Annotated in this window: 16 protein-coding genes, 1 pseudogene and 1 riboswitch; of the genes and pseudogenes, 10 read left to right on the top strand and 7 right to left on the bottom strand. The window is 70.2% G+C overall.

Annotated elements, in window-relative coordinates; translation table 11 throughout:
- Positions 1–86 precede the first annotated feature (86 nt).
- Both AC069R_RS16185 and AC069R_RS16180 read right to left on the bottom strand, forming a co-directional pair.
- On the bottom strand, positions 87–1,265 hold the full coding sequence (locus AC069R_RS16185; RefSeq protein WP_478767434.1) for an MFS transporter: 1,179 nt from the start codon (positions 1,263–1,265) through the stop codon (positions 87–89).
- A gap of 62 nt (positions 1,266–1,327) precedes the next feature.
- The gene (locus AC069R_RS16180) at positions 1,328–2,155 is read right to left on the bottom strand and encodes an endonuclease/exonuclease/phosphatase family protein (RefSeq protein WP_478767433.1); all 828 of its coding nucleotides are present in this window, start codon (positions 2,153–2,155) and stop codon (positions 1,328–1,330) included.
- Between the two features lie 156 nt (positions 2,156–2,311).
- On the opposite strand from AC069R_RS16180, the gene AC069R_RS16175 reads away from it, so the two are divergent.
- Positions 2,312–2,854 carry a Chromate resistance protein ChrB gene (locus AC069R_RS16175; protein ID WP_478767432.1) on the top strand — a complete coding sequence of 181 codons (543 nt, stop codon included), beginning with the start codon at positions 2,312–2,314 and terminating at the stop codon, positions 2,852–2,854.
- Between the two features lie 631 nt (positions 2,855–3,485).
- Here AC069R_RS16175 and AC069R_RS16170 read toward each other — a convergent pair.
- Positions 3,486–4,133: pseudogene (locus tag AC069R_RS16170) on the bottom strand (phosphatase PAP2 family protein); the annotation flags it as partial.
- A gap of 133 nt (positions 4,134–4,266) precedes the next feature.
- On the opposite strand from AC069R_RS16170, the gene AC069R_RS16165 reads away from it, so the two are divergent.
- Positions 4,267–4,653, top strand: a complete 387-nt coding sequence (locus tag AC069R_RS16165; RefSeq protein ID WP_478767431.1) for a BlaI/MecI/CopY family transcriptional regulator — start codon at positions 4,267–4,269, stop codon at positions 4,651–4,653.
- Between the two features lie 457 nt (positions 4,654–5,110).
- Here the strand turns inward: AC069R_RS16165 and AC069R_RS16160 are convergent, their stop codons facing one another.
- Positions 5,111–5,575 carry a hypothetical protein gene (locus AC069R_RS16160; RefSeq protein WP_478767430.1) on the bottom strand — a complete coding sequence of 155 codons (465 nt, stop codon included), beginning with the start codon at positions 5,573–5,575 and terminating at the stop codon, positions 5,111–5,113.
- A 153-nt stretch (positions 5,576–5,728) separates the two neighbouring features.
- Positions 5,729–5,794, top strand: a riboswitch (Fluoride riboswitch).
- A gap of 129 nt (positions 5,795–5,923) precedes the next feature.
- On the opposite strand from AC069R_RS16160, the gene AC069R_RS16155 reads away from it, so the two are divergent.
- From AC069R_RS16155 to AC069R_RS16125, 7 genes are read left to right on the top strand one after another with little or no spacing between them, the layout of a single operon-like run.
- Positions 5,924–6,889, top strand: coding sequence for a respiratory chain complex I subunit 1 family protein (locus AC069R_RS16155; protein WP_478767429.1), 966 nt, complete (start codon positions 5,924–5,926; stop codon positions 6,887–6,889).
- Positions 6,889–7,572 (top strand): hydrogenase, encoded by a 684-nt coding sequence (locus AC069R_RS16150; RefSeq protein WP_478767428.1) that lies wholly within the window; start codon positions 6,889–6,891, stop codon positions 7,570–7,572. The genes AC069R_RS16155 and AC069R_RS16150 overlap by 1 nt, the downstream gene beginning before the upstream one ends.
- A gap of 7 nt (positions 7,573–7,579) precedes the next feature.
- Positions 7,580–9,052 carry a proton-conducting transporter transmembrane domain-containing protein gene (locus AC069R_RS16145; protein ID WP_478767427.1) on the top strand — a complete coding sequence of 491 codons (1,473 nt, stop codon included), beginning with the start codon at positions 7,580–7,582 and terminating at the stop codon, positions 9,050–9,052.
- Complete coding sequence (locus AC069R_RS16140) at positions 9,049–10,569, top strand: hydrogenase large subunit (protein WP_478767426.1); 1,521 nt, start codon at positions 9,049–9,051, stop codon at positions 10,567–10,569. The genes AC069R_RS16145 and AC069R_RS16140 overlap by 4 nt, the downstream gene beginning before the upstream one ends.
- On the top strand, positions 10,569–11,360 hold the full coding sequence (locus AC069R_RS16135) for an NADH-quinone oxidoreductase subunit B family protein (RefSeq protein WP_478767425.1): 792 nt from the start codon (positions 10,569–10,571) through the stop codon (positions 11,358–11,360). Before AC069R_RS16140 ends, AC069R_RS16135 begins: the two co-directional genes overlap by 1 nt.
- Positions 11,357–13,417: a proton-conducting transporter transmembrane domain-containing protein gene (locus AC069R_RS16130; RefSeq protein WP_478767424.1), complete on the top strand. Its 2,061-nt coding sequence runs from the start codon at positions 11,357–11,359 to the stop codon at positions 13,415–13,417. The genes AC069R_RS16135 and AC069R_RS16130 overlap by 4 nt, the downstream gene beginning before the upstream one ends.
- 39 nt (positions 13,418–13,456) lie before the next feature.
- Positions 13,457–13,906 carry a universal stress protein gene (locus AC069R_RS16125; protein ID WP_478767423.1) on the top strand — a complete coding sequence of 150 codons (450 nt, stop codon included), beginning with the start codon at positions 13,457–13,459 and terminating at the stop codon, positions 13,904–13,906.
- 120 nt (positions 13,907–14,026) lie between these two features.
- Here the strand turns inward: AC069R_RS16125 and AC069R_RS16120 are convergent, their stop codons facing one another.
- The 3 genes from AC069R_RS16120 to AC069R_RS16110 are packed head-to-tail and all read right to left on the bottom strand — an operon-like array spanning position 14,027 to position 16,126.
- The gene (locus AC069R_RS16120) at positions 14,027–15,133 is read right to left on the bottom strand and encodes a hypothetical protein (RefSeq protein ID WP_478767422.1); all 1,107 of its coding nucleotides are present in this window, start codon (positions 15,131–15,133) and stop codon (positions 14,027–14,029) included.
- Between the two features lies 1 nt (position 15,134).
- Positions 15,135–15,941, bottom strand: coding sequence for a class I SAM-dependent methyltransferase (locus AC069R_RS16115; protein WP_478767421.1), 807 nt, complete (start codon positions 15,939–15,941; stop codon positions 15,135–15,137).
- Positions 15,938–16,126: a hypothetical protein gene (locus AC069R_RS16110; protein ID WP_478767420.1), complete on the bottom strand. Its 189-nt coding sequence runs from the start codon at positions 16,124–16,126 to the stop codon at positions 15,938–15,940. Before AC069R_RS16110 ends, AC069R_RS16115 begins: the two co-directional genes overlap by 4 nt.
- 57 nt (positions 16,127–16,183) lie before the next feature.
- Here AC069R_RS16110 and AC069R_RS16105 point away from each other — a divergent pair.
- A partial coding sequence (locus tag AC069R_RS16105) for a transposase domain-containing protein (protein ID WP_478767419.1) occupies positions 16,184–16,457 on the top strand: 274 nt, incomplete at its 3' end.

Genomic DNA, 16,457 nt, shown 5'->3' with positions numbered 1-16,457 from the left:
CGCGGACGTGTCAGGCAGAGCGGCGCCGCAGCACTGTGTCCGAGTGAGTCCGTCGCAGGCCGGTGACGGGCGAACGTGCTCGGGCGTCAGGTGCGGGGAGTACGGGTCGCCCACAGCAGGACCAGCGCGGCGGCCTGGACGGCCGCGACGGTGGTGATCAGTACGGGGATGGAGACGTCGTAGAGGGCCCCGGTCAGGGCGCCGCCCACAAGTGCGGTGGCCCCCATGATCCCGGCGAAGATGCCGTACGCGGTGGCGCGGCGGCCGGGGGGCACCAGGTCGGCGACGGTGGCACGGAGCGTGGATTCCTGTACGCCGACAGCGGCACCCCAGACGAGGGCACCGAGCACGACGATCCAGACCGTGTCCGTGAACGCGAGCACGGGCACGACTGCGGACAGCAGCGGCAGGACGACCAGGACGCGGGCCCCGTAGCGGTCATAGAGCCAGCCGGTGACCAGGGCGGCGAGCGCGTCGGCGGCCATGGCGGCCGCGTACAGCACGGGCACCGTGGCGGTGGGCAGCAGGTGGCGGGCGACCAGGTGGTAGGAGAGCACGCCGAAGGTGGCGAAGCCGACCAGGGTGGCGGCGGTGAAGGCCGCGTACACCCAGAACGCCCTCGGTAGTCGCGGAGATCCAGCCTCGACGGGATCAGCGCCCTGCGGTGCGGATTCGTCGGCAGCCGTCTCGTACGCGACGGGATTCGGGACCCGGGCACGCAGCCACATCAGCAGAGCGAGGGCGGCCACGCCGGGCAGGGCGAGCACGCCGAGCGCCGGAGCGTAGTCATCGCCGGAGAGGGCGAGGACCCCGGCGACGGTGAGCGGTCCGAGCAAGGCGCCGATCTGGTCCATCGCCTCGTGCACCGCGAAGCCCGGGCCCCGACCGGTGGCAGCGGTCGCGTGCGAGAGCAGGGTGTCCTTCGCGGGAGAACGGACCGCCTTGCCGACCCGTTCGGCGACCACCAGCGCGCAGGCCACCCACAGGACACCGGCCAGGCCAAGGACCGGCACGGTGACCGCCGTCAGGGCATACCCGGCGATCGTCCACGTCCAGAAGCGGCGGCTGCGGTCGGCCAGCGGACCCGAGGCCAGCCGCAGCCCGAGGGCGGCGGCCTCCCCGGCACCGGTGACCACGCCGACCACGGCCGCGGAAGCTCCCAGATGGGCGAGCAGCGGTCCCGTGACGGAACGGGCGCCCTCATAGACGAAGTCCATCAGCAGGCTGACGACGCCGAAGGCCATCACGAACCGCCACGGGGTCATGCCGGGACGAGCTGTCTGGCCCGCCGTGGTCGCGGGAGTGGGGGCAGGAGTCCGGGAGGTGCTCACGCGGCATCCCGCGTACGGAGGGCGGCCAGATCGATGTCGGCCACGATGGGCAGGTGGTCGCTGGCGGCGTGAGTGCGCGCGTCGTCGATGACGCGGTAGCCGGTCAGGGCCGGGGCCAGACGAGGGCTGAGCAGCATGTGGTCGGAGCGGAACGGAACGAACTCAGCCTCGGGGAAGCCGGCCGTGGGCACGGTGCGAACTCCGCTCTGTCCTTGGACGGCTGCGGCGTCGGTGAATCCGGCGGCGTGCAGGTAGGCCAACGCGGAGCGGTCCGCGGCTGGGGCCAGGCCGTCGGCCGCGGGCTGGAGGTAACGCACCCGGAAGTGGGCGGGCAGGTCCGCCCAGGCAGTCGGTTCCGGATCGCCCGGGGCAAGGGAGTTGGCGTCCCCCGCGACCACGGCGTACGTGTTGGGGGCCGCTAGAGCCGCGAGCCAGCCCACCTCGGCGGCGCGCAGGGCGGGGCTGAGGGGGGACAGGTGGATGCTGGCGACGGTGACCGGCTTGTCCAGGCCGGGGACGGCCAGGGTGGCCTGTGCCAGGGCGTGGTGGAAGTGGTCGCTGTCGGGGGTAAAGCTCAGGGGGCGGATTCCCGCTCTGAAGAAGACGGCAGTGTTCTGCCCGGTGCGCGGGGCGACGGCCAGCAGCCCGCGCATCCCCAGGTCCACTTCCGCGGCGAACAGCACCCGCCCACCGTCGGCATCGAAGCCACGCGCTTCCTGAACGAGCAGGACGTCAGGGGCGGCCTCTCTGATCACCTCGACCGCGGTGCGCCACCGCTTGTCGCTTCCTTGGTCGCGCCCACCGTTGAGCACGTTGTAGGTCATCACCCGCATACCGTTGCCCATCCCCTCGCCCGACGCAGAGCCCTCCCTACGGGGTCACTTCCTTGCGCCGTCCGCTCTGAAAGTAACAGCTGTTAGATTGGGTGAGCAACGATGGAATGTTTGGTGAGGTGACGGAGGGCAGGGCAGACTGGGTGAATGAGTGAACCGGTGACGTGGCTACTGCTGGCCTACCGCATCCCCAGTGAACCGAGTCGGCTCCGGGCCGGGGTGTGGCGACGCCTCAAGGCGCTGGGTGCGATCTATGTGCAGAACTCGGTCGTGGTGCTGCCCGCCGATCCCGTCGCTGAGCGGCACCTGCGCGCGCTGCGGGCGGAGATCGCCCAGATGGACGGCGGGTCCGCCCAGTTGCTGACCGCTGACGCGCTTGCTGGCGGAGCAGACCTCGTGACTGCTTACAACGCCGCCCGCGACGACGAGTACGGCGAGATCGTGGACCGTTGCCGCGACTTCCTCGCCGAGATCGAGAAGGAGACCGCGACCTCGCATTTCACCTACGGGGAACTGGAGGAGAACGACGAGGACCTGACCAAGCTGCGCGGCTGGTTCGAGAAGGTCTCCGCGCGCGACCGGCTTGACGCCCCCGGCCGTGAGGCTGCGGCGAAGGCCCTCGATGGGTGCGCCCGCGCGCTCGACGGTTTCGCAGACGCTGTCTATGCGGCCGACACCGACGCTCCCTGACCGATCCGATCAGCTTCGGCCCGTGGCGTACCGGAAGGACATCAGGATGACGGCGGCGGATCCGGCGACGAACGAGGGTGACCCGCAGCTTTCGCTACCCGCTCGTGGGGGACAGACCTACGCGGCAGAATCCGACGCCCCCGCTGGCGAGGCGCCTTGGCCGTGTCCCGGGGAATCCACCAGCCAGCGCGACGCAATCCGCATCCGGCACGGCTGGCCGCGGCTGCTGATCGCGTTTCTGCTCGTCCTCGGCCCGGCGGCCTACCTTGCCGCGTCGGATTCACCAGGCCCCGTTGCCCGACGACGCCACAGGTGTCGCCTTCCACGTGTCGAGCTCCTGGAAGAACAGCGCCCTCTACGTACGCTTTACCACCACGCGAGCAGGGCTCGCGACGTTCCTCCAACATCTGAACGCCCCGCCCACGGCGCTTGCCGGCGGTGACGTGGCCAACCCCGCTGCCCAGGCGGGCGTCGTGGGCTGGCGGTTCCGCCCCAGCCGCAACTGGTCAGGGACGCACCTCCCGCAGCACGGCCCTGCCCCCGACCGCCGGATCACCGTCAACAAAGACGACCCCGCACCTCCTGTCGTCTACCTGGTGGCCACTGTGGCGCCGGCCGGCCGCAGCAAGTCGGTGGAGTCGTCCGGAGCGTCGCCTTGCCGGATGATGACGACGCGTGCCGCGATCGGCGACGGCATCGTCGGCGACGTGGCGAAGTGGCGACGGCTCCGAAGCCATCTGCTGTGCAGCCAGGTTTCGAACCGGGCAACCGCCGGTTCGAACCAGGGCAGGGCGAGGAGGACGAGCAGCCCGGCGCACCAGCCGCTGAGGACGTCACTGAGCCAGTGGGTGCCGAGGTAGATCGTGGTCATGCCGATGCCGAGGGCCAGCAGGGCACCGAGTACGGCCCCCAGTCGCCTGGCCGCCGGTGTGGTCGCCAGATACGCCAGGACGCCCCAGGTGACGACCGCGTTGGCGGTGTGTCCCGAGGGGAAGATGTCCGTGCTGGACACCGGGCCGAAGAGCTCGGAGGAACCGATGACGGTGGCGTAGTGCGGGCCCCGTCGGGCCAGTCCGTACTTGGCGGCGCCGACGGTCACATTCAACAGGAGCAACGCGATGACGAGGATCAGCAGGGGGCGCGCCGTGCGCTGCTGCCAGGTGCGCCAGACCAGCCAGGCCCCCACCGTGACAGTCGCGGGCCCACGCTGCCCCAGGACGACGAAATAGTCCAGGTACGCACGGATCTGGGGCCACTGTGCGGCGGGCTGGAAGAACATGTGCGGGGATGGTCGGCCTCGGAGCGGTGCATCGGGCATCCTGTCGGCATGGAAGACTGGTCGGACACGATATCTTCTATTCGTGAATAGAAGACGTGGGCGACTGTAGCCGAGACACCAGGGGCGGAGGACCATGAGCGGTCGCGAACGGCTGCCGGGCCCCGGCGGACGGCGCCGGGCGAACGGAGCCCTGGAGAACGAGATCCTCGCGCTGCTGCAAGCAGCCGGGACGGCCCTGACGCCCGGCGACGTGGCGTCCCGCCTGCCCGCACCGCTAGCCCACACCACCATCGCCACCACCCTGGCGCGCCTGCACACTCGCGGCGTACTGGAACGCACCCCGCACGGCCGCAGCTATGCCTACCGTCCCGTGACCGACGAGCCGGGCCTGACCGCCCGGCACATGCATCAGGTCATGGACGGAGGGAGCGACCGCGCGTCGGTCCTGACTCGTTTCGTGGATGAGCTGTCCGACGACGACGAAGACCTGCTGCGCCGCCTGCTCGGCACCGGCGAGTAGAGGAGGGCCGCCGCGATGCATCTGGCCGTCTACCTGCCGTTGCTCTTCCCCCTGATGGCCGGCCCGGCGGCAGGTTCGCTTGCGCGCCGTCTGGAACCGAGGCTGGCGACCTGGCTGCTGACCGTCTCCGGCCTGGTGCTGGCCGCGTCCAGCACCGTAGTACTGGGCTTGCTCGCCCTGTCCGGCCTGGTCCGGATCCCGCTCGTGGCGGCGCTCAAGGGCTACTCACCCGACGTGATCGCCCACCAGGACCCGGCCGCGTGGCCCGCCGCCCTTGCCGGAGCCGTCCTGCTCACCCTGGCCACGATCGTCACGCTCCGGCTCACCGCACGCCGGGCCGGAGCCCTGTTCTCCGCCGCGATGGACGCCGCCTGCCTGCCAGGCCCCGACCCGGTCGTCATCACCGACGACGACAGTGCCGACGCCTACGCCATGCCGGGCCTGCCCGGCCGCATCGTCATCTCCCACGCCATGCTGACGCCCTCGATCCTGCCGGGCACACGAGCAGGCCCACCTGCGCCACCACCACTACGCGTTCGTCACGCTCGCCCAGCTCTGCGCCGCCGCCAATCCCTTCCTGCGCCCCCTGGCTACTGCCGTCGCCTACACCGTCGAACGCTGGGCCGACGAACACGCCGCGCACCACACCGGCAACCGCCGCGCCGTCGCCGAAACCGTCGCCGCCGCAGCCCTCGCCACCAAACGCACCCGCAGCAGACGGCGTATCCCCGCAGCCGCCCTCGGCGTGCTCGGCCGCCGGACGAAGCCCGGCGCCGTCCCACGCCGGGTCGCTGCCCTCCTCGCCGCCCCGCCCCACAATCCGCCCCTGCTGCTCGCCGCGGCCGGCGGACTGCTCGCAGCCACCAGCGTGTGCGCCCTGGAGGCGGCCCACGATCTCCATCAGTTCCTGGAACTCGCACACACGCGCTGACCAGGGCGTCTCACCGCGACGACCGGCACCAGGCAGAACGACGCTTTCGCCCGGCGCGGAGTCATCGTGGTGGGGCGCGTCGGCTCAGGGGGTGTCGTCCGTGCGGCGGCGTTCCCGTTGACGGACGTGGGGTGCGCGTCCACGATGGACGGAGGCGATGAGGCTCGCCTTTGACCGCGGACGTGCGCCGCTGATGGCTTCTACCGATGGCTCGCACCCCTGTTGGGGTGCCCGTGCGGTGGAGGCAGAGGCGATGACGGCAGACCGTGCGGCCCCCAGGAACGGTGACGGCCCGCGTTCCCGACGTACGTGCCCGCTCTTCCCCCCGGGGCGGGCACCATGGTGAGTGTCGTCCTCCCGATCCCCCTGGTGCAGGCACTCCAGCCGCTGACCGTCCTGGTGGCTGCTCCTGGCCTGTCCGGGGTGATCGCAAAGGTGGAGGCCCGGCTGCAAGGGCGACGCGGCCCCCGTGTGCTGCAGCCGTACTACGACCTCGCCAAACTGTTCCGCAAGGAGTCCCTCGCCCCCGTGGGCGCGAGCTGGTTCTTCCTCGCGGCCCCGGTCGTGGCGATGATGTGCTACCTGACCGTGCCGCTGCTCATCCCGGTGCTGACCAGTTTCGGCCTGCCGCTGGGATACATGGGCGACATCATCGGCGGCGGCTTCCTGCTCGCGCTCGCCAGTTTCAGTGTCGCGGTCGCCGCAGCCGAATCCGGCGCGCCGTACGCACAGTTGGGCTCCTCCCGCGCCAAGACGTTCGGTGCGATCACCGAGCCGGTGGTGCTGTTCGTCGTCTTCACCGTCGCTCTGGTCACGACGACGGATCTGCCGTACGCCCAGGCGGCCACCGTTCGCTCGTCCGCGGACCAGATCCTGCGCCCCGCCCACCTGCTCGCCTCGGTCGCGCTGTTCCTGGTGATCCTTTACGAGACAGGGCGGATCCCGATCGAGACGCACACCGGCACCAACGAGTTCGGCATGATCGAGGAGGCCCGCTCCTTCGAGCACTCCGGCCCCTACCTCGCACTGCTCAAGTGGGGCTCGGCGTGCAAGCAGCTGATCCTCTACACGATCCTGATCGACGTCTTCCTCGCCCCCTGGGGCCTCGCCTCGACCACGCAGGCCCACTCCGTCGCCCTGGCGATCCTGGCCCTGCTCGGCAAGGCCGTGCTGCTGGGCTGCGTGGTCGCGGTCATCGACAACTCCTTCGCGAAGCTGCGCCTGTTCAAGATCACCGAGTTCGTGTCGGCCGCCTTCCTGTTGTCCGTCCTCGCGGTCTTCACCCTCTACCTGGGAGGCGGCTGATGACCCGGCTGCTGGCCGCCGACACGGTGCCGAGCGTCTTCGAGGGCGCCACCAACACCGTCGCCGTGCTCCTGCTGCTCACCGAGTTCGCGATGCTGCGCGCCGCGCTCTCGCGCTCTCAGGTGCGGCTGTACGCCGTGCAGTCCCTGCTCGTCTCCGCGCTCGCCGTTATCGTCGCGGCCGGCCGAGACCTGCCGGAGCTGTACGCGCTCGCGCTCGTCTCCCTGCTGTTGAAGGTGATCGCAGTGCCCTGGGTGATCACCCGGCTCTTGCGTGACGCCCAGGTGGAGATCGCCGGATCCGGGGCCATCGGTGTCGCCCCCGCCACCTTGTTGTCCCTGGCGCTGGCCGGATTCGGATTCTTCGCCGTGGGCTCGCTCGACATCCGCAGCCGGTTCCTGCCGCACGCGGCCCTGGGCCTGTCGGTGTCGATCGTGCTCGTCGCGTTCGTCCTCATGATCGTGCGCCGCGACGTGGTCTCCCAGGCGGTCGGCTTCTTCTCCCTGGAGAACGGGGTCTCCCTGGCCTCCCTGGTGGTGGCCGCCGGAATGCCGCTGATCATCGAAGTGGCCTTCCTGTTCGACCTGCTGGTGGCGGTCGTGGTCTTCGGCGTGCTGATGCGGGTCCATCACCACCGCACGGCCTCGCTGTCCACCGAGTCCCTGACCCGGCTACAGGGGTGAGGCGCTGATGACGACGGTCCTCGTCCTGCTCGCCCTGCTGCCGCTCGTGCCCGCGGCCGGCGCGCTGCTGGCCCCGCCCAAGTCCGCTCAAGTGCTCACCGTCGTGTTCTCGGTGGCCTGCCTGGCGCTGGCGCTGGCCCTGGTTCCGACGGCCGGCCGACGTGATCTCCACGTGGCGTTCCTGCGCGCGGACGCCCTGTCCACCGTCTTCGTCCTGGCCACGGCCTTCGTCTATGCGGCCTGCGCCGCCCACAGCATCGGCTACCTGCGCCACGACGAGAAGGCCCCCGACTTCCCGCGCTACGCACGCCGCTTCTACGTCGGCTTCAACCTGTTCGCCTGGTCGATGCTGTGCGCGCCCCTGTTCGACGGGCTCGCCCTGCTGTGGATCGGCATCGAGGTCACCACCGTGATCTCCGCCCTGCTCGTGGCGGTGGAAAACACCGAAGGCGCCACCGAGGCCGCCTGGAAGTACGTACTGATCGCCTCCGTCGGACTCGGCATCGCCCTGCTGGCCACGATCTTCATGTACTACGCGGGCGCCCAGGAACTCGGCCAGACCTACGACCTCGCCTTCGCGCCCCTGCTCAAAGCCGCACCCCATCTACCGCACACCGCCGTCCAGCTCTCCTTCGTCCTGGCGGTCCTCGGCTTCGGCACGAAGGTCGGGCTCGTCCCCGTGCACACCTGGCTGCCGGACGCCCACGCCGAAGCACCGACCCCCGTCTCGGCGATGCTGTCCGGATCGCTGCTCGCGGTCAGCTTCTATGCCGTCCTGCGCTACTACCAGATCGCGACCGCCACACTCGGTCCCCGCTTCCCGCAGACCGTGCTGCTCGTCTTCGGGATCGCCTCCCTGGCACTGGCCGCGCTCTACCTGCTCGACCAGCACGACATCAAACGGCTGCTGGCCTACTCCAGCGTCGAGCACATGGGCATCCTCGCCATCGGCGTCAGCTTCGGCGCCCCGCTCGCCCTGGCCGGCGTACTCCTCCACGTCCTGGCCCACGCCGCCGCCAAGGGCAACGCCTTCCTCGCCGCCGGAGTCCTGGTGCGCAAGTACCGCACCAAGGAGATCGCCGAACTGCACGGCGGTGCCCGCCTGCTGCCCTGGTCCGCCCCGCTGTTCCTGGCCGCAGTCCTCGCCCTGTCCGCCATGCCGCCCTTCGGGATCTTCCGCAGCGAGTTCCAGATCGTGGCCGGCGGACTCGCCTCCGCCCGCTACGGCCCGGCCGCCGTCCTGGTGGTCCTGGTCACCCTCGCCTTCATGGGCCTGGCCGTCGCGGCCACGAGGATCGTCTACTCACCCCTGCCCGCCCCTGCCACCACAACCGTCCCCGCACCAGGCGAGCCAAGCATGTGGATGGTCGTGCCGATGCTCGCCGGAATGCTGGCCCTGCTCGTCCTGGGACTTCATCCGCCCGTCGAACTCGCGCACCTGTTGGAGCGGGGCGCCGCTGAACTGGGAGGCACCCCATGACGGCACCCCAGGCCTCCGCCTCGCCCCGCATGCTCGAACTCGCAGACTGGCGCGCAGAGGTGCTCCGGCACGTCGGGGGAGAGGGCGAAGTGCGTTTCGCCGGCCTCTTCGGCTCCGGCGAACCCGACGGCAGCGTACGACTGGCAGCTCTGCTCTTCCCGCCCGGTGCCGAAAGGCCCCTCGTCCTGGACACCACGCTGCCCTCCGACGCACTCAGCTACCCGTCGCTCAGCCCGGAGCTGCCCGCCGCGTTCTGGTACGAACGGGTCCTGCACGACCTGTTCGGCATCACGCCCGAAGACCACCCACGCCTCGACCCGCTGCTGCTGCCGCTGGGGGACCCCGAGCACGCTCCGCTGCCCGGCACCCTGCGCCGCTCGCTGCCGCTCGAGCCGGATGAGAGCGCCATCCCGCGTGCCGTCACCGGTCCGGGCGTCTTCACCATCCCGCACGGCCCGGTCCGCTCCGGCGTCACCGAGTCCGTCGAATACCTGGTGGAAACACCGGGAGAGGACATCCCCCGCGTACAGATCCGCGTCTTCCACAAACACCGCGGCGTCTCCAAACGCTTCGAGCAACACACCATTGACGACGGGGTCCTTGTCGCCGAGCGAGTGGAGGGCATCGCCTCAGTGGCGCACGCCCTGGCGTTCTGCCATGCCGCAGAGTCCTGCGCCGACATCACCGTCCCCTGGTCAGCACGCCTGGTACGAGCCTTGTACGCGGAGCTCGAACGCATCGCCAACCACCTCGACGTCATGGTCAAACTCACCGACGCCGCCGGACTCGCCGTCGCCACCGCCCGCTTCGCCCTGCACAAGGAACGCCTCATGCGGCTCACCGGACACCTGTCCGGCAGCCGCTTCGCCCGCGGCGTCGCCGTCCCCGGCGGCGTCACCACCCTGCCCGCACTTGCGCCCACCGAAATCGACCAGCAACTCGCCACGCTGCAGAGGGCCATCGCCGCCGACTGGCACGCGGCCATGAGCACGCCGTCCTTCCTCGACCGGCTGCGCACCACCGGCCCCCTGGCCCCGGCGGTGGCCCGAGCCCACGGAGCTCTCGGGCCCATCGGCAAAGCCTCCGGCTGCGCCTATGACACGCGCTACGAGCGCCCCTACGACGCCTACGGCTCCCTGGGGCTCGGCACACCGGCCAGTCACACGGAAGGCGACGCGATGGCCCGCACCCGCGTCCGGGGGACCGAGATCACACAGTCGTTCCACCTGCTGACACAGATCACCGACGAGCTGCGCTCCCGGCCCGGAGACGAACCATTGAGTGCCCCCCTGCCACCGGACTTCAGCGGGCAGAGCGTGGGCTGGGCCGAAGCGGCGCAGGGCGAAGTCCTGTACATGATGCGCTTCGAGAACGGACGCGTGGCACGGTGCGCACCAAGGTCCGCGTCCTTCCACAACCTCGTCCTCTTCCACGAGGTCTTCGCCGGGGACATCCTCACCGACTTCCCGTTCATCGAGGCCGGCTTCGGCCTCTCGATCGCGGGAGTGGCCGTCTGATGGCCTGGTTCTGGCGAGGACTGCGCGAAGGCGTCGTCACCACGAAGTACCCCCGGCGCGCCGACGACTACGCCGAACAGTTCCCCGCGGCAGTCAGCGTCCGCGCCCACGCGCCGACCCTGACACGCGACGAGGCCGACGCCCTGTGCCCGACCGGGGCCATCACCACCGACGAGCCGTCCGGAGTGACCCGGTTGGACCGAGGCCGCTGCATCCTGTGCCGCCGCTGCATCGAGGCTCGCCCGGACGTCTTCGTCCAGGCCCACGGCACCGGCACGGCTTCCATCGGCCGCACCCCACTTGTCATCCCGGCCGTCGAGGAGACACAGGATGCCCTCGGCGAGGTGCGGCGTTCTCTGGCCGCCCGGACGGCACTGTTCAGGCGTTCCCTGCACATCCGGCACGTCGACGCCGGCTCCGACGGCAGCGAGGAGTGGGAGATCGCCGCACTGACCAACCCCGTCTACGACATCCACCGCCTCGGCATGTTCTTCACCGCCAGCCCCCGCCACGCCGACGTCCTGCTCATCACCGGCGCCGGAACACGCGGCATGGCCGGCCCCCTGCACCGCACCCTCGAATCCACCGCACGACCCGTCATCGTCATCGCCGTCGGCACCGACGCCTGCAGCGGAGGCATGTACACCGACTCCTATGCAACCCACGGCGGAATCGGCGACCTCGCCGACGTCGACATCTGGGTTCCCGGCTCGCCGCCCAGCCCCTTCTCCATCCTGCACGCGCTTCTGCTCGCGGCCGGCAAGCTGCCCTGGGAGGCGATCTCGCCATGACCAGCGTCATCGTCACCGGGCTGCTCCTGTACGCGGCTGCCGCTGCGGTCGATCTCCTCGTCGGCGGTCGAGCGCGGCGCCTGCCGTCGCTGCCGTATCTCCTGTGTGCTTCCGGATCCGGCTTCCTCGCCGCCGCGGGCGCCACCGCCCTGCACGGTTCCTCGTCCCCGTCCGGACTGGACCTCGGCACCTGGCTCGGCTTCGGCACCTGTTCCCTCCAAGTCGACCACCTCACCGCCCTGTTCTGGCTCCTCACGTTCGCTGTCGCTGTCGCCGCATGCCTGACCGCGGTCGGCTGGGCGCACAGCCGCGCCAACCCTCGCGGCCCCGCTGCCTACAGCGCACTGCTCCTGGCCGCAACCGCCGTCGTCCAAAGCGCCGACAACGCCTTCCTCCTCCTGCTGGCCTGGGAGGCGCTCACCCTCGCCTTCTACTTCCTGGCCGCCACCGAGGCGCGCCGCACCGGCCCCGCCCTGGTCACGCTCGGATTCGGCAAGGCATCCGGCGCAGCACTGCTCCTGGGACTCCTCCTGCCCGTCGCACACACCGGCAGCTTCGCCCTCACCTCGTTCACGCACCTGCCGCCCGGACCGGTACGCAGCGCCACCTGGGCCCTCCTCGTCCTCGCCTTTGCCGTCAAGGTGGGCCTGGCCCCCGTACAGGTGTGGCTGCCCCGCGGATACGCCGCAGCACCGTCCGGACTGCGCCCACTGATGTCCGGAGTGGCAGTCAACGCAGGCTTTTACGGTCTGTGGCGGACCCTCGACCTCCTCGGCCGGCCACCCACCTGGCTCGCCCTGACCCTGCTGATCGTCGCCGCACTGACGGCACTGCTCGGCATCGCCCACGCAGCCGTCCAAGGACGCCTCGAACGCGTCATCGCCTACTCCAGCGTCGAGAACGCCGGACTTATCTGCACCGGCTACGCCGTCGCCCTCGTCGGCACCTGCGTAGACAACGCCCGCCTCACCGCCGTCGGACTCATCGCCGCCACCCTGCAGACCATCGCCCACGCCATCGCCAAGACCCTCCTGTTCGCCGGAGCCTCCGCCCTCGAAACCGACGCCCGGACCGGCGACCTCGAAAGGCTGCGCGGCATCGCCCGCCGCCTGCCCTGGGCCGGCACAGGCGTGGCGATCGGCGCCGTCACCCTCGCAGGACTGCCGCCCACCGCCGGCTTCGTCTCCGAGTGGTTCCTCCTGGAATCCCTCATGCAGCAATTCCGGCTACCGCACATCCCCTACGCCATCGCCCTTGCCGCGGCCGGAGCACTGATCGCGCTCACCGCCGGCTTCGCCTCCGTCACCTTTGTCCGCATCGTCGGCCTGATCGTGCTCGGCCCCCGCAACCAGCACGTCGAACAGCGCGCATCACGAGCCGCCGACCTCGGCCTCACCGGCCGCACAGGCATGCTCATCCTGGCCGTCGGCGGCCTCGCCCTGGCAGCCCTGACGCCCCTCGAAATCAGGGTCATTGCCGCGGGCCTCGACGCGATCGTCCCGACGACAGCCACCAACGGGGCACTCAAGTCCCCCTGGATCGTGCAGCCCGTCTTCGACGAATTCTCGATTCTCTCGCCGACCTGGCTGTGGATCACGATGCCGCTCCTGCTGCTCGCTGTCGTCCTCGTTCTGCTGCTCGGCGCCTCCCGAGGAACAGCCACTCGAGTCCGCAGAACTCCGGCCTGGCGCTCCGCCAGCGGGGGAGTCCACGGCGACGACCAGTACACCCCCTTCGGTTACGCCAATCCCACCAGGCGCGTCCTCGCCTCCGTCCTGCGCCCCCGCACCGCCACCCTCAGCCCGCCCGCCGAACCCCCCGGCTCCGGCTCACGGCCACGGGCCGCCGCTCCCACAACCGCCACGAGCGGACCGGTCGGCTACTCGTCCGACGTGGTCGAGGTCGTGGAAACGTACCTGTACCGGCCGCTCCAGCGACCAGTGCGCGCCGTGGTCGCTGTGGCCAAGCGGCTGCAGTCGGGGCGTCTGGACGCCTACCTCACGTACATGCTCATCGTTCTTGTGGCCGTCCTGGCTGTCGTAGCAGGCATGGCATGACCAGCACACTCGGCTAGGCCCCAAGGAGGCGAACACCCCATGCCCGCAACAGCGTTCCACAGGATCCTCACCGCCTGGGACGCCTCACCGGCTGCCCACGCCGCCCTGTCGACAGCTATGAACATCGCCGACGGCAACGGCACCGTCATCGCTCTGGCCGTCCTCACTCCGCCCCAGCACACCGAGACCGGCGGCGAGACGAACCGCGACGTGACGTCCCAACAGCAGTGGCTCCAAACTCAGTTCAGTGAGGCCCTGAACACCGCAACCTCCCACGGAGCCCGCGTCCGACTGGAGTGGGCCGAGGGCGTCGACATCAGCCACCAGCTACTGGAGTGCGCCTCGCACCACGGTTGCGACCTCATCGTCATCGGCCGCCATGGCGAGGACAGTCACATCCGGACCTCGGGACTTGGCCCGATCGCCCATCAGGTCTGCGAGCGGTCCGACCTGCCTGTCCTTCTAGTGGGTGCCTCGCGATCCCCTTGAACCCGCACGCTCCGCCGTGACTTGTGGTCTGCACGTGGTCTCGGGAACTGTCTGGGCTTTCCATCGCCCGCCGTCAAGGCGGGTTCGAGCAGCCCAGGTGCGCGTACGCTCCTCGGGCTGTCATGACTCAGCGGGCGCGCGCGTGGAGACATGGCGCTCGATGGTTCCCGCGCTGACGGCAACGGCGTCCAGAAGGCTCTGCTGCAGGTGTTCGGGCATGTCTCCTTGACCGAGGCCGGCCGAGTCGACGGCGGCCGACAGCGTGCGGAACTCGTTCTGGGTCATGTCGTCGCGGCACACGGGATGGGCGAGGACATCGCGCGCCACGTAGCCGTCGCCGGACGTCGTGGCCTCGTGGATGAGTCGGCGGAACGCTTCGGCCTGCCGGGTACGGGGTGCGAGGTCGAGTACGGCCAGTCCAATGCGGGAGCGGAAGACGGCAAGCCCAGGCGCAACGTCGAGGGCCAGGTACTGCTTCACCATGTCCTCGACCGCGTCGGCAGGGCGCTCTCCGGCTGCGGCATGGCAGAGCACGGCCAGGCACGCGGCGACCGGGCGCTCCCAGTCCTCCGCCAGCGTGGTCTGGTTCAGGTATTCCAGTGCTTCGGTGGGCTGCCCGCCGAGGCAGCGGACCAGGATCTCTGCTTGGCGCCCGTCGAACAGACGCTGCCCTACGCCGTGGTGCTGCTCGCTGTGTGCCCGTGCGCGGCCCCATTGCCCGGCTGCGACGAGGGCGCGGGTTCCGTCACCGAGGAGGACAGTCCACAGCCACTGGCACACCTGTTGGTGGTCGTCCGCCGAGTCCGTGAGGTGCTCGAAGGACACAGTGCGGCCGTCGATGACCGCTTCCGACTTCGCTCTCACCGCCTCGTTCAGTGTGTCGAGCAGGAGGTACGCGCCGTCCCCGTCGCCGTCACGGATGTGCAGATGGGCCAGGTTGACCAGGGGCTCCAGGGCGTACCGGGCTTCCTGCGCGCCCAGGGGTTGAGCGCGCAGGAAGACCTCGGTGTGACGCCAGCACAGAGCACGCGCCAGGTCCGGCATGCCGCAGTCACTCGCGATCAGCGCCGCCTTGTTCTGCGCGACGGTCGCGGAGTTCACCGTGCCGTCGCACTCAGCGGCGCGGGCCAGGTCCGTGATCTCACGGACCCGATCCGCAAGGGGTGGGTAGGCCGGACGTGGACGGGCAACCAGGGGGAACCGCCGTGCTATCTGGCCGACGTCCATGTCACTGCCATTCGATGACGATGCGGTTCAGCGCGTTGTCGAACGCGAAGCGGCCGGGCTTCGGCGCGAGCGGCGCCGCGTCGAGCGGCTGGATCTCGAATTCGACGTCGAGGCTGCGGAAGTCGCGGTCCCACGTGCGGATCTGGTCGGCGACGTCTCCGGCGAGTGCCTCACGGTCGGGGCCGTGGCCGATGACACCGAACTCGTACAGGGTCGCGCCGTCGGGTGCTTTCTCGGCCGCTGTACGCCGGGTGAGGTAGGTGAGCGTGCCGCCCTCGAAGGTCGCGGTGGACGACGGGTAGGGCGCGGTGACCAGTCCCTTCGTGAGGGCCGCTTCCCGCGCGGGCATCCTGCTCAAGCCATTGGGCATGGCGCAGGCCAGCCACAGTTCCAGGTACTCCGCCGACTCCGGGCCCCGGAAGTTGACGCCCGTCCACACCGCGGTGCGCGGCTGGTGGAAGATGTCGCTCAGGGCGTCCGCGTCGACCTTCTGGTCTCCGTTGGTGACCAGGGTGACGGTGTTGTCGGGGTCCAGGGGTACGAAGACGCGTGGGTCGTCGGCGATGCCCCGGCGCAGCGGCATGAACGTGTTCATCTGGCTGCCGACGCTGCGCCAGGCGCCGCCCTGGTTCTCGAAGGCGATCGAGCGGGAGACGCTGCCGCGCAGCCGGAGCGGGGTGAGGAGCCGCCCGCCGGGGGCGAGCTGTTCGAGCCAGGCGTGCGGTACGCCGTGGGCGCCGACGGTGGCTTCGATGCGGTCGTACGGCGCGTTCGGGGCGTGGCCGACTGCTCCGTCTCCGAGGATCACCTCCACGTTGTGGATGTCGGCTGCGGCCGGCCCGGCGCGGGCGCGCCGTCCACGATGTCGTCGTCCACGTCGATCGTGGTGACGTGCCCCTTCTCTCCGACGAGGTAGCCGAGGAGTCCGGCGTTGAAGCCTGTGCCGGCACCCAGTTCCAGGACCTTCTGGCCGGGCTCGACCTCTAGACGCAATACCGGTGACTTTGGGGTTTTCGGGTCGTTGGGTGTGGTGTGCCAAGGCCCGGACAGGTGAAGTCGTCGTCGGATGAGCGGTTGCCGGATCGGATCGCGATTGGGGTGCTGACCCGCGCGTTTCCGCCGGAGTTGGTGGATGAGGTTGTCGCGGGATGTGGCCGGGTCGAGCAGCGCCAACGGCTGCTGCCCGCCTGGGTGGTGGTCTATTTCGTGCTGGCCATGTGCCTGTTCTGCGGACAGGGCTATGAGGAGGTCGCCCGGCTCCTGACGCACGGCCTTCAGCGGATGGGCCGATGGAAGGGGACCTGGCAGGTGCCGACCACCGCGG

Source organism: Streptomyces sp. NPDC043952 (assembly GCF_056435325.1).
Note: the sequence above shows the minus strand (reverse complement) of the source record. Positions and strands in the feature narration are given on the sequence as shown.